The 13,385-nt window shown below is 60.4% G+C and carries 12 protein-coding genes and 2 tRNA genes; all 14 read right to left on the bottom strand.

Annotation, left to right across the window (positions count from 1 at the left end):
• Window positions 1–84 precede the first annotated feature (84 nt).
• Window positions 85–161 (bottom strand) — tRNA-Pro (locus M0D66_RS27060).
• 63 nt (window positions 162–224) lie between these two features.
• Window positions 225–632, bottom strand: a complete 408-nt coding sequence (locus tag M0D66_RS27055) for a MerR family transcriptional regulator (RefSeq protein WP_093643284.1) — start codon at window positions 630–632, stop codon at window positions 225–227.
• A gap of 46 nt (window positions 633–678) precedes the next feature.
• Window positions 679–1,089 (bottom strand): integration host factor subunit alpha, encoded by a 411-nt coding sequence (locus M0D66_RS27050; RefSeq protein WP_054040433.1) that lies wholly within the window; start codon window positions 1,087–1,089, stop codon window positions 679–681.
• Window positions 1,090–1,158: 69 nt separating this feature from the next.
• Window positions 1,159–3,594 carry a phenylalanine--tRNA ligase subunit beta gene (gene pheT / locus M0D66_RS27045; protein ID WP_266212095.1) on the bottom strand — a complete coding sequence of 812 codons (2,436 nt, stop codon included), beginning with the start codon at window positions 3,592–3,594 and terminating at the stop codon, window positions 1,159–1,161.
• A gap of 137 nt (window positions 3,595–3,731) precedes the next feature.
• Window positions 3,732–4,745 carry a phenylalanine--tRNA ligase subunit alpha gene (pheS, locus tag M0D66_RS27040; protein WP_028200200.1) on the bottom strand — a complete coding sequence of 338 codons (1,014 nt, stop codon included), beginning with the start codon at window positions 4,743–4,745 and terminating at the stop codon, window positions 3,732–3,734.
• A gap of 157 nt (window positions 4,746–4,902) precedes the next feature.
• Window positions 4,903–5,262, bottom strand: a complete 360-nt coding sequence (rplT, locus tag M0D66_RS27035; protein ID WP_006052502.1) for a 50S ribosomal protein L20 — start codon at window positions 5,260–5,262, stop codon at window positions 4,903–4,905.
• A gap of 29 nt (window positions 5,263–5,291) precedes the next feature.
• Complete coding sequence (gene rpmI / locus M0D66_RS27030) at window positions 5,292–5,489, bottom strand: 50S ribosomal protein L35 (RefSeq protein WP_028200199.1); 198 nt, start codon at window positions 5,487–5,489, stop codon at window positions 5,292–5,294.
• Window positions 5,490–5,737: 248 nt separating this feature from the next.
• The gene (gene infC / locus M0D66_RS27025; protein WP_074263967.1) at window positions 5,738–6,262 is read right to left on the bottom strand and encodes a translation initiation factor IF-3; all 525 of its coding nucleotides are present in this window, start codon (window positions 6,260–6,262) and stop codon (window positions 5,738–5,740) included.
• Window positions 6,263–6,311: 49 nt separating this feature from the next.
• On the bottom strand, window positions 6,312–8,219 hold the full coding sequence (thrS, locus tag M0D66_RS27020) for a threonine--tRNA ligase (protein ID WP_211702349.1): 1,908 nt from the start codon (window positions 8,217–8,219) through the stop codon (window positions 6,312–6,314).
• Window positions 8,220–8,470: 251 nt separating this feature from the next.
• A tRNA-Val gene (locus tag M0D66_RS27015) sits at window positions 8,471–8,547 on the bottom strand.
• 140 nt (window positions 8,548–8,687) lie between these two features.
• A complete protein-coding gene (locus M0D66_RS27010; protein ID WP_266212094.1) occupies window positions 8,688–10,931 on the bottom strand; it encodes a bifunctional (p)ppGpp synthetase/guanosine-3',5'-bis(diphosphate) 3'-pyrophosphohydrolase in 2,244 nt (747 codons plus the stop codon).
• Window positions 10,932–11,015: 84 nt separating this feature from the next.
• Window positions 11,016–11,369, bottom strand: coding sequence for a RidA family protein (locus tag M0D66_RS27005; protein ID WP_028200195.1), 354 nt, complete (start codon window positions 11,367–11,369; stop codon window positions 11,016–11,018).
• Window positions 11,370–11,475: 106 nt separating this feature from the next.
• Window positions 11,476–12,387 (bottom strand): alpha/beta fold hydrolase, encoded by a 912-nt coding sequence (locus M0D66_RS27000; RefSeq protein WP_266212093.1) that lies wholly within the window; start codon window positions 12,385–12,387, stop codon window positions 11,476–11,478.
• 355 nt (window positions 12,388–12,742) lie between these two features.
• Complete coding sequence (locus M0D66_RS26995) at window positions 12,743–13,384, bottom strand: CoA transferase subunit B (protein WP_054040430.1); 642 nt, start codon at window positions 13,382–13,384, stop codon at window positions 12,743–12,745.
• Between the last annotated feature and the right edge of the window lies 1 nt (window position 13,385).

Raw genomic sequence — 13,385 nt, 5'->3', positions numbered from 1 at the left:
TGGTGTGAGAACAAACGTGGGGGCAAAATCCACGCCAAAACGAAAAAGGCCTTACAAGCATTGCTTGTAAGGCCTTGATTTCTTTGGTCGGGGCGAGAGGATTTGAACCTCCGACCACCTGCACCCCATGCAGGTACGCTACCAGGCTGCGCTACGCCCCGAACAGCTAAAAATTATAACAGACACTTCAATCGATTAGAACCGCTCTGCGCTAACAAAGAAAACTAGTGACCCAACAGGTCGATCACATGCAGCAATTCCTTGCGCAACTGCTCCACATCTACCGCAGCCGTTGCTGCGGCCGGAACCGCCGCGCCCTCGCCTTCCTCGACCAGGTCAGCCGGTCCACCCTGCGCACCGCCGCCATGCGAATCGAGCCGATTGCGTGCACCGTTGATCGTGAAGCCCTGCTCGTACAGCAACTCACGAATCCGCCGGATCAACAGCACCTCATGATGCTGATAGTACCGACGATTGCCGCGCCGTTTGACCGGCCTCAACTGCGTGAACTCCTGTTCCCAATAGCGCAGCACATGCGGTTTCACGCCGCATAGTTCGCTGACCTCACCAATCGTGAAGTAGCGCTTCGCCGGAATCGGAGGCAAGACGACTTTTTCGATCGTCGCTGTCATCGTCAGTTAGCCGTCGTGGTGGGTTGCGCAGGGACGCGCCAGTCGATCAGCGCGCGAAGCTCGCTTCGGCGCCGTTCTCGACCAACGCTTTCAGCTTTTGACTTGCATGGAACGTCACAACGCGGCGCGCGGCGATCGGAATCGCCTCGCCGGTTTTCGGGTTTCTGCCGGGACGCTGGGGTTTGTCGCGCAACTGGAAGTTGCCGAACCCCGACAGCTTCACGCTGTCGCCACTCTCCAGCGCATCGCGGATCACCTCGAAGAATGCTTCGACCATGTCTTTCGCTTCCCGCTTGTTGAGCCCGACATTGTCGAACAGCAACTCGGCAAGTTCAGCCTTGGTAAGCGTCGGCGTTTCGGTGGAAACGGCCGCGGGTGATGTCGGAATATCGCGAATCATGGCGCTGCGTTGCGCCGTAAGAAGGGCTTCGAAATCACTCGAGTTCATTTCATTCATATCTATCAAATGGCGCGCCAAGCAGAAACGGAGGTTGCGAAAAAATGCCGTGCAAATGTTAAATGCGGGTTATCCACGCAACCGTGCGCCATATACTCGAGCCAGACGTTCCACCAGAGTTTGAATGGCCAGATCGACCGTTTCATCCTGAAGGGTCCCGCCAGTATCTTGCAAGGTCACACGGAACGCAAGGCTTTTCTCGTGAGCAGCCAAGCCACCGGAAGTGTTTGATTTTGGACGGAATTCGTCGAAAAGCACAACCTTCTGAACAGTCTTGCAGGCCTCTTCGGACTGAGCCTTCTGGAGCTCGTCCAGCAGCGCCTGCACCTCGATTTTCTGATCGACAACCACCGCGATATCGCGACGCACCGGCGGGAATTTAGACACATCCGCCGGAGTCGGCAATACGCGCTGCATTAATGCTTCCGATTCGATTTCAAACAGAATCGGCGCATGCGGCAAATCATATTTCTGCATCCAGCGCGGATGCAATTCACCAATCCAGCCCACTGCGCGGCCATTCAGTTCAATACGCGCGCTGCGGCCCGGATGCAATGCCGGATGCTCCGCTTTCACGAAGCGCGCCACTGCCGGCGCGAGCACGGCTTCCAGATCGCCCTTCACGTCGAAGTAGTCGACTGTGCGCGTTTGCGCGCCCCACTGCTCTTCGAGCACGGGACCGTAGGCGAGGCCGCCGATCATCTTCGGCTGCGCGAAACCCTCGACGGTCAATTCACCTGCCTTGATCGACGGATCGTGCAGGAACACGCGGCCGGCTTCGAACACGCGCACGCGATCGGCCGCGCGACGGTTCAGGTTCGTGCGCAGGACCTCGATCAGGCTGCCGAACAGCGTGGTGCGCATGACCGACAACTGGCTCGCAATCGGATTCAACAGACGAACAGGCTTGTCGTTGCCGGCGAAGTCCGACTCCCACTCGGCATCCACAAAGCTGAAGTTGACTGTTTCTGCGTAATCGCGTGCGGCGAGTGCATGACGGATAACGTGAATCGAGCGCTGCGTTTCGTTGGTCGGCAGCATCTCGCTGGTCGCGACCGGCGGACGTGCAGGGATCTTTTCGAAGCCGTAGATACGCGCGACTTCTTCGATCAGGTCTTCTTCGATTTCGATATCGAAGCGGTACGACGGCGGGATCACCGAGAACGTATCGCCGTCGCGTTCGAACGTGAGGCCGAGGCGCGTGAAGATCTGCGCAATTTCGTCCACGTCGATCTTGATGCCGATGATGCGGTTCGCACGCGAGACACGCATCTTCACCGGCTCGCGCTTCGGCACGTTGACGATCTGATCGTCGACCGGTCCGGCTTCGCCACCGCAGATATCGAGGATCAGTTGCGTGATGCGTTCGATGTGTTCGACGGTGGTCGCGTAATCGACGCCGCGCTCGAAACGATGACCTGCATCAGTCGAGAAGTTGTACTTGCGCGAGCGGCCACGAATGCTATCCGGCCACCAGAACGCGGCTTCGAGATAGATGTTCGTGGTGTCGAGCGTAACGGCCGTGCTGTCGCCGCCCATGATGCCGGCGAGGCTTTCGATGTGTTGTTCATCGGCGATCACGCCGACGGTTTCATCGAGTTCGACGGTGTTGCCGTTCAGCAGCTTGAGCGTTTCGCCCTTACGGCCCCAACGCACGTCCATGCCGCCGTGGATCTTGTCCAGATCGAACACGTGCGACGGACGGCCCAGTTCGAGCATCACATAGTTCGAGATGTCGACGAGTGCGGAAATGCTGCGCTGACCCGAACGCTCGAGACGCTGCACCATCCATTGCGGGGACTTCGCGCGCGCATTCACGCCGCGAATCACGCGACCCGAGAAGCGGCCGCACAAATCGGGCGCCGAGATTTTGACGGGCAACGTTTCGTTCAACTTGACTTCGACCGGCTTGATCTCGAGCGGACGCAGCGGTGCGCCGGTGATAGCCGATGTTTCGCGCGCCACGCCGAACACCGACAGGCAGTCCGCCTTGTTCGGCGTCAGCTTGATTTCGAAAACCGTGTCGTCGAGATTGAGCGTTTCGCGGATGTCCTGGCCGATCGGCGTAGCTTCCGGCAGGATCATCAGGCCGCTATGATCTTCCGAGAGCTTCAGTTCGCGTGCCGAGCACAGCATGCCCTGGCTTTCCACGCCGCGCAGCTTCGAGAGCTTGATTGCGAACGGCGCGCCGCCCTCTTCAGCCGGCGGCAGTTGCGCGCCGACCAGCGCGACCGGCACCTTGATGCCTGGCGCGACGTTCGGCGCACCGCACACGATGTTCAGCGTCACGCCCGTGCCGGCGTCGACCTGGCACACGTTGAGCTTGTCCGCGTCCGGGTGCTTGACGACTTCCAGCACCTGGCCGACGACGATCTTCGAGGTCGGCGGCGCGGCCGGCCGCAGGTCTTCGACTTCGAGACCCGCCATCGTCAACGCGTGCGACAGCTCATCGGTCGTCAGTTGCGGATCGACAAAGGTTCTCAGCCAGGATTCCGGGAATTGCATGGTTCTGTGTACGTTCTGATCAGGTTAGGTCCAGGTCCGGCAGGCGGCCCATTGATTCACTGGGCACTGCCGGGGACGCTGCTGCGGCACTGCGTGCAGTGCCGCGCTCTATGCTTGTCGCGTTCGTACGCGCCAGTTCACGCGAATTGACGCAGGAAACGCAGGTCGTTTTCGAAGAACAGACGCAAGTCTTGCACGCCGTAGCGCAACATCGTGAGCCGCTCGAGGCCGCTGCCGAAAGCAAAACCGATGTAGCGCTCGGGGTCGAGGCCCATATTGCGGATCACCGTGGGGTGAACCTGGCCGGAACCCGAAATTTCGAGCCACTTGCCGGCGTTCTTGCCCGTTTCGAACAGCATGTCGATTTCAGCCGACGGTTCGGTGAACGGAAAGTACGACGGACGGAAGCGCACCTGAATATCGTCGCGCTCGAAGAATTTCTTGAGGAAGTCTGAGTAGACGCCCTTCAGATCCGCGAAGCTGATGTTCTCGTCGATCCACAGGCCTTCGACCTGGTTGAACATCGGCGAATGCGTTGCGTCGCTATCCACACGATACGTGCGACCCGGCACGATCACCTTGATCGGCGGCGTATTGGTACGGGCGTAGCGCACCTGCATCGGGCTGGTGTGCGTGCGCAGCAGCAGTTGACGGCCGTCGGCATCTTTGCCGTCGACGTAGAAGGTGTCCTGCATCGAACGCGCCGGATGGTTTTCCGGGCTGTTCAGCGAGGTGAAGTTGTACCAGTCGGTTTCGATTTCGGGGCCGTCGGCCACGTCGAATCCGATCGTACGGAAAATCTGTTCGACGCGTTCCCATGTGCGCATCACCGGGTGCAGACTACCTGCGCCGGTGCCGCGGCCTGGCAACGTAACGTCAATGGCTTCAGCGGCGAGGCGCTGGTTCAGCAACGCGTCGGCGAGCGCCTGACGGCGGGCCGTCAACGCGGCCTCCACTTGTTGCTTGACGAGGTTGATCCGTGCGCCTTCGGTCTTGCGCGTTTCGGGATCGAGTTTGCCAAGGCCCTTCAATAGCTCGGTCAACGCACCCGATTTGCCGAGAAAGCGCGCTTTCTCGTTCTCGAGGGTGGTGACGTCGGAGGCTTCTGCGAAGGCTTTTTGCGCGTCGGCGACAATCTGGTCCAGATCCATTGATCCCATCATTTCAACGTCAGTGTTCTATCGAAGCAAATCCGGTTCTACCAACAAAAACGGGGCTCGGTGAGGAGCCCCGTTTTTGCTGCAGCGTCACCGAGACTACCGGATGTTCGCTGCAACGAACCACGCAGTTTAATTGCCCAAAGCGCAATCAGGCTGCAACGGCGGCTTTCACCTGCTGAACGATCGCAGCAAAAGCAGCCTTGTCGAACACAGCCATGTCGGCCAGCACCTTGCGGTCGAGTTCGATCGAAGCCTTCTTCAGGCCGTTGATGAACACGCTGTACGTCATGTCGTGCTGACGCACCGCCGCGTTGATACGCGTGATCCACAATGCACGGAACACACGCTTCTTGTTGCGGCGATCGCGGTAGGCGTATTGGCCTGCGCGCATGACCGCCTGCTTGGCGATGCGATAGACGTTATTGCGACGGCCGCGGTAACCCTTGGCCAGCTTGATGATCTTCTTGTGACGGGCCCGTGCGGTAACCCCACGTTTTACTCGAGGCATGTCTTGCTCCTATGAGTGTCGGTTAAGGGTTAAGCGAACGGCAGCATTGCGCGCACGGAGTTCATATCTGCTTCATGAACTGCCGTCGAACCGCGCAAATGGCGTTTGTTCTTGGTGGTCTTCTTGGTAAGAATGTGGCGCTTGAAGGCTTGACCGCGCTTGACGGTACCGCCCGGACGCACCACGAAGCGCTTTGCAGCACTCTTCTTGGTCTTCATCTTCGGCATGACAACTCCATTATTAGATGGATATGGGTGTGCGGTCGGCCAGATGGCCATTACCCGCCCTTCGAAACCCATTCCACTTGGTATGCAGACCGCCGTTACTGCCGGCAGCCGCTTTTCAGGAAGCGACGCACATTTGCATATGCGCCGTTCCGAAACCTGCCGATGCTGCGCCGGACACCCGGCACAGCATCGTTTCAATCTTTCACAACCGGAGCGCGCACCACACGGTGCGCCGCTGCTCCAGCGGCTTACTTCTTTTTCTTCGGCGCGAGCACCATGATCATCTGGCGCCCTTCCATTTTCGGCATCTGCTCGACCTGACCAACTTCGTCGAGGTCCGTGCGCAGGCGCTCGAGCATGCGCATACCGATTTCCTGGTGAGCCATTTCGCGGCCACGGAAACGCAACGTGATTTTCGTCTTGTCGCCGTCGTCGAGGAAGCGGATGAGGTTGCGCAGCTTGACGTTGTAGTCGCCGTCATCAGTGCCCGGGCGGAATTTAACTTCCTTGACCTGGACGATCTTCTGCTTGAGCTTGGCCTCGTGTTGCTTCTTCGCTTCCGAGTACTTGAACTTGCCGTAGTCCATCAAACGGCAGACCGGAGGAACCGCTTGCGGAGCGATTTCAACCAGATCCACATCCTGCTGTTCCGACATGCGGAACGCATCAGCGAGTTTCACGATGCCGAGCGGTTCGTTCTCGACTCCGACCAGACGCACCTCGGGTGCTGTAATTTCACCGTTGATGCGGTGCGCAGACTTATCAGTAGCGATGTTACGTTTCCTCTAAAAATTAAAAAAACGAGCCGGGCTGCCAAGTGGCTCAGTTGAACGACTGCACATCCTGGCGCAGACGCTCAATGAAGGTATCGAGAGGCATCACACCCAGATCGACACCACCACGGGCACGCACGGCTACCGTTTGGGCTTCACGCTCTTTGTCGCCGACCACAAGCAGGTACGGCACCTTTTCCAGCGTGTGCTCCCGTATTTTATAGCTAATCTTCTCGTTGCGCAAATCGGCCTCTACTCTAACCCCTTGTTTTTGCAACGATTGGGCTAGCGACTGCGCATATTCGGCCTGACTTTCCGCGATATTCATCACCACAACCTGCATCGGCGCGAGCCACGACGGCATTGCACCAGCATGGTGCTCGATCAGAATGCCGAGGAAACGCTCCATTGATCCGACGATTGCCCGGTGCAGCATGATCGGGCGGCGGCGGCTGTTGTCTTCAGCGACGTATTCGGCGCCCAGACGCTCCGGCAACACCATATCGAGCTGCAACGTGCCGCACTGCCACGAGCGGCCGAGTGCGTCCTTGATGTGGTATTCGACCTTCGGGCCGTAGAACGCGCCCTCGCCCGGCAACTCTTCCCATGTCACGCCGCAGGCCGTCAGCGCCTCGCGCAGGCCCTGCTCGGCACGGTCCCATGTCTCGTCCGTGCCGGCGCGCGCGTCCGGGCGCAGCGACAGCTTGATCTCGACATTGTCGAAGCCGAAGTCCTTGTAGACGCTCATCGCCAGCGTGTTGAAGGCGATCGATTCGCTGATGAACTGGTCTTCGGTACAGAAAATGTGGGCGTCGTCCTGCACGAAGCCACGCACGCGCATCAGGCCGTGCAATGCGCCCGACGATTCATTGCGGTGGCACGAGCCGAATTCCGCGTAACGCAGCGGCAAATCGCGATACGAGCGCAAGCCGTGGTTGAACACCTGCACGTGACCAGGGCAGTTCATCGGCTTGATCGCGTAGTCGCGCTTTTCCGATTCCGTCGTGAACATGTTTTCACGATAGTTCTGCCAGTGGCCCGACGCTTCCCAGAGCGAGCGGTCCATGATCATCGGTGTCTTGATTTCGAGGTAGCCGGCATCGTTCACGCGGCGGCGCATGTACTGCTCGACCTGCTGCCAAAGCGTCCAGCCGCGCGGATGCCAGAACACCATGCCCGGCGACTCGTCCTGCATATGGAACAGGTCCAGTTGCTTGCCGAGCTTGCGGTGATCGCGCTTTTCCGCCTCTTCAAGCATGTGCAGATACGCTTCCTGGTCTTCCTTCTTCGTCCAGGCCGTGCCATAGATACGCTGCAGTTGCTCGTTTTTCGAGTCGCCGCGCCAGTAGGCGCCCGCGAGCTTCATCAGCTTGAAGACCTTCAGCTTGCCAGTAGACGGCACGTGCGGGCCGCGGCACAGATCCGTGAAGCCGCCATGCGAGTACAGCTTGATTTCGTCGGTAGCCGGAATCGATTCGATGATCTCGGCCTTGTACTTTTCGCCGATGCTCTTGAAGTAGTCCACGGCCTCGTCGCGCGAAACCACACGGCGCGAAACCGGCTCGTCTTTCTTCGCGAGCTCCTGCATGCGCTTTTCGATCTTCTCGAGATCTTCCGGCGTGAAGGGACGGCTGTACGCGAAGTCGTAGTAAAAACCGTTGTCGATCACCGGGCCGATCGTAACCTGCGCTTCCGGGAACAGATCCTTCACCGCGTACGCGAGCAAGTGCGCCGTGGAGTGACGAATGATGTCGAGGCCGTCGGCGTCTTTCTCGGTGATGATGGCAAGCGCCACGTCATGATCGATCAGCGCGGACGTATCGACGAGTTCACCGTCGATCTTGCCGCCGAGCGCAGCTTTCGCGAGGCCGGGGCCGATCGAGGCGGCCACTTCGGCGACGGTCACCGGATGCTCGTACTGTCGAACAGAACCGTCAGGCAGACGTATCGAAACCATTGCGTTCTCCGTGGTGCCGACCGGCGGCGGCACATACAACCAGGTCAAAAAGCCAAAAAAAATGCGGCCCCGCTTTCGAGGGGCCGCATTCACATTTCCTGCTAACTACAGTGGCGAAAGTGGTCCTCGACTAGCGTCGCTCCGAAGTAGTTTCGGTCAACGTTCGCGGTGCCATAACCGTATTTGCCTTTTGCGCCGAAGCGCTTACTGCAGTTTGCGAAACCCCGGTAAAACCGGAATTTCTCTTTCGTTGGTAGGCTCGATTGGACTCGAACCAACGACCCCCACCATGTCAAGGTGGTGCTCTAACCAGCTGAGCTACGAGCCTGAAGAAACGAGATTATATGGAGCCCCACACCGCTTGGCAAGTACTTTTATGCACCGACTTTAAATTTCTACTCATGCGCGCGGGCGCATCGAACCGATGCCTGCCGGGCACCTGCTGGCACCCGCCGCCTCGTCCGCGCATCAACTCTTGCGTGAAGCGCGCACCACGCCGACTACTTCACCGAGCAACGTACACGCGCGCTGAATTTGCGCGGCGCTCGACACCTCGACAGTAAATTGCATGAACGCAGCGTTGCGACGCGACTGCGTCTTCACGCCGATCACATTCATCTTCTCGCGCGCGAAAACTTCGGAGATATCGCGCAGCAGACCTTGCCTATCCGTGGCCTCGATGCTGAGGTCGACGGGATAGACCGACTGCCCGCGGCCGCTCATGACATCTGCCGACCACGCGGTTTGCAACACACGCTCCGGCGCGCGATCGGCCATGCGCATGAAGGTCGGGCAATCGCTGCGGTGAATCGACATGCCCTTGCCACGCGTGACAAAGCCGCTGATGTCGTCGGGCGGTGCGGGACGGCAACAGCGCGCGAGTTGCGTAAGCAACGCGTCGACGCCGACCACGAGCACACCCGTCGAAGCCCCACGGGCTACGCTCGCGCCGCTACTGCGCTTCTCGAACTGTTCCGGCGCTTCGACCACAGGCTCGGGCGGCGGCGCATCGTGCAGCGCCTGCTCGACGAGCCGCAGGCTGAATTCTTCCTTGCCAACCACCGAGAACAGATCGTCGGTGGTCTTGAAGCCGAGCTTGCCGGCGAGCTGATCGAGATTGACCGACGTCTTGCCCTCGCGCTGCAGGGTCTTTTCGACCATCGCACGGCCGCTCGAGATGTGCTCCTGCACTTCGACCGCGTTGAACCACGCGCGCACTTTCTGCCGCGCCCGATGGCTCTGCAGATACCCGAGTTGCGGGTTGAGCCAGTCACGCGACGGACCACCCTCTTTCACCGCGACGATCTCGACCGTCTGACCGTTCTGCAACGCCGTGTTGAGCGGCACCATCGCACCATCGACGCGCGCGCCACGGCAGCGATGCCCCAGTTCGCTATGCAGGTGATACGCGAAGTCCACCGGCGTCGCACCGTGCGGCAGCGGAATCACGCGTGCTTGCGGCGTGAGCACGTAGATGTGGTCATCGTCGAGCGTAGCCTGCCGCAATTGCTCCCACGGCTGCGCGGCGCGCTTCTCGCCGTGCTCGCCTTCGGAGACATCGTCTTTCCACGCGAGCAATTGACGCAACCACGCGATCTTCTCGTCGTACTTCTCATTGGCGCTGAACTGCCCGCCGTACCCACGCGTGCCGGCTTCCTTATAACGCCAGTGCGCCGCCACGCCATACTCGGCGAACTGATGCATTTCCTGCGTGCGGATCTGTACTTCGAACGCGCGGCCGTCGTCGCCGATCACGACCGTGTGCAGCGACTTATAGCCGTTCGGCTTCGGCCGCGAGATGTAGTCGTCGAACTCTTTCGGCACCGGTTGCCACAGGTTGTGCACGATGCCGAGCACGGTGTAGCAATCCTTGATGTCCTGCACGATCACGCGAAACGCGCGCACGTCGTACAGTTCGGCGAAATCCAGCTCCTTGCCGTGCATCTTGCGCCAGATGCTGTAAATATGTTTTGGCCGGCCGCTGACTTCAGCCTGCACATGCGCCGCCGCCAGTTCCTGCTGCAGCCGCTCGATTGCCTGCGCAACATAGCTCTCGCGCTCAACGCGCTTCTCGTCGAGCAGCTTGGCGATGCGCTTGTAAGTGACCGGCTCTTCGAAGCGGAGCGCGAGATCCTCGAGCTCCCACTTCAGTTGCCAGATGCCGAGCCGGTTGGCGAGCGGCGCGTAAATATCGAGCGTTTCACGCGCCACATCAGGCGACGGCGTGATTTTCGCCGCCGCGTAATAGCGCAGCGATTGCAAGCGCGACGCGAGCCGTATCAGCACGACGCGAATGTCCTGCGCAAACGCGAGCAGCATCTTGCGCAGCGCCTCGACCTGCGCGCGGCGCGCGGCCTGCGCATCGCGCCCGGCTTCGGGCATCGCATTCTGCGCGGCGCGCAAGCTCACCGTACCGAGGCGCAGCAACTTGCGCACGTCGCCGACCAGTTGCGCGACTTCTTCGCCGAAGTTATCGGCGATCACGCGTTCCGGGTCTTGCAGATGCGGCGTTAGCGCAAACAAGGCCGCCGCCAGCACAGCCGGCGGATCGACGTTGAGCGTGCGCATGATCGACGCCGTACCCGCCGCGTGATCCGCCAGCAACTCGCCCGACGAGAGCCGCACTTCGCCCGCATGTTCGCGCACGAACGCCATCGCTTCGTCGAAGGAAGGGATGGGGGTCGGCGTGCTCGTAACGATTTCGGTAGTCATGGTGCGACGGCCCACCGGGCCAGACGGATCAACGGATTTTCAACAACAACTGCGAGACGACGCTAAAGCCAGCCTCAGCCACGCTCAATCGCGCTGCGCCGCGACCACGACGATTTCGACGAGGCACTTCGGGTTAGCGAGCTTCGCTTCGACGGTAGCGCGCGGCGGCGTGGCGCCTTGTGCGACCCACTCGTCCCACACTGCGTTCATGCCGGCGAAGTGCACCATGTCCGAGATATAGATCTGCACGGACAGCAAGTGCGACTTGTCGCTGTTGACTTCTTCCAGCAGACGGTCGATGTGGCCGAGCACTTCGCGCGTCTGACCCGTGATGTCCTGATCCGCGTCTTCGGCGATCTGGCCGGCGAGGTACACGGTGCCGTTGTACACAGCGGTTTCCGAGAGGCGCTTGCCGACGTGGTGACGAATGACTGCCATGAAGAATCCTGAGGTTGGTTGAAAATTGATCGCAGATGCGTTCCGCATTGCACCTACGCATCGCATCCACGGGTGGCCAATAAAGGACGCCGCGCGGAACTCGATATTATGACGCGTCAGCGGCCGGCCCGATAAAGAACTGCCTCGCGATGTCGATCTGATCGGCCGACAAAAACGCCGGCGCATGCCCGACGCCCGCAATTTCGGCGCTCGTTACAGCGCGCCCGGTCTCAATCATCTTCGCGACCGTCTCGCGCGAGAGCAGATCCGATTGCTCGCCGCGCACCACTAACACAGGCCCCTGAAACGCAGCCAGCGAATGCCACAATGCGGCCTCGCCGAGTTTGGCCGCCTCCTCAGTGGTCGCGGTAAACGGCTGTGCGATCCGCGGGTCGTAGCGGAACAACCATGCGCCGTCCTGCTCGTGCAAAAGCGGCGTATTGATCTCGCGCCACTCCTCTGGCGTGAGCGGACCGAAGGTTTGAGCAAGCAACGCGGCGTAATCGATACCCTGCTGCAGCGTTTCGAAACGCACGGGCTTGCCGAGGTAATCGCCGATGCGCTGCACGGCCACCGGCTCCAGATGCGGCCCGACGTCGTTCAACAGCATTTTACGAATCGGCGTTTCCGGCAGGCCGGCCAAAGCGAGTCCGATCAAACCGCCCATCGAGGTGCCGAACCAGTCGACCGTTTCGACGTTCAGACGCGCGATCAGCGTGACCATATCGGCGGCGTACTGCGGCACGCTATAGAAGTTGGGGTTGGCGAGCCAGGAAGACAAGCCCCGCCCCGCTACATCCGGACATACCACGCGGTAAGTGCCGGCGAATTCCGCCGCAAGGCGGTCGAAATCGCGCCCCGAGCGCGTCAAACCGTGCACGCACAGCAGCACACGTGGATTAGCGGGGTCGCCCCACTCGGTGTAGGCGATCCGGTGCAGGCCACCGGCGCTCGCGCACTGCACATAACGTTGGCGCGGCGCGGGCCGCCCGGCGGTGGATGCAGACGTCTCGGTCATCTGGGTTCCTTGCAAAAGCGCCATGGGCTCGACGCAGACCAAGCGGCGGGAAATGAACGTCGACTCTTCAAACGATTGTAAACCGCTTTGCCGCGCGGCAAGGATCGGCCGAACGGCCTAAGACTGATCAGGATGCACTAGGGTATAAGCCGCAGCGCCGGCGCCCGGATCCGGACAGCGCAAAAACGACGCGAAAAGGCGCCACCAAAACAAAACGGGCGAGACTCGCGCCTCGCCCGCCTACAACCTCGCGTCAATTCAATTCGCTTCGCAAGCCACCCCAAGATCCACAAGGCAACTCGCGTTGCCACCAGCTTCCGTCACAAGGACCAAAGCAGGTGGCTCACACCACCACTCAGCTCACCGCGCTCACATCCAGCGATGCGCCCGTCTTCGTCTGGATTTCCTCGACGCTGACACCCGGCGCCAGTTCGGTCACCTTCAGACCGTCTTCCGTGATTTCGATCACGCCGAGATCGGTGATGATCTGATCGACCACGCCCACGCCCGTCAACGGCAGCGTGCATTCTTCGAGAATCTTGTGCTGGTCGCCCTTCGCGACATGCTCCATCAGCACGACCACGCGCTTGACGCCCGCGACCAGATCCATCGCGCCGCCCATGCCCTTGATCATCTTGCCCGGGATCATCCAGTTGGCCAGATCGCCCTTCTTGCTGATCTGCATCGCGCCCAGAATAGCCAGATTGATGTGGCCGCCGCGAATCATCGCGAACGAATCCGCCGACGAGAAAATCGACGAACCCGGCAACGTGGTCACCGTCTGCTTGCCGGCGTTGATCAGGTCAGCATCCACTTCTTCTTCGGTCGGCGACGGGCCGATGCCGAGCAGGCCGTTTTCCGACTGCAGCCACACTTCGACGCCGGCCGGAACGTGGTTCGCCACCAGCGTCGGCAAGCCGATGCCGAGGTTTACGTAAAAGCCGTCCTGCAATTCCTTCGCCGCGCGTGCGGCCATTTCGTCACGAGTCCATGCCATG

The organism is Paraburkholderia sp. SECH2 (assembly GCF_030464795.1).
Lineage (GTDB): Bacteria > Pseudomonadota > Gammaproteobacteria > Burkholderiales > Burkholderiaceae > Paraburkholderia > Paraburkholderia aspalathi.
Note: the sequence above shows the minus strand (reverse complement) of the source record. Positions and strands in the feature narration are given on the sequence as shown.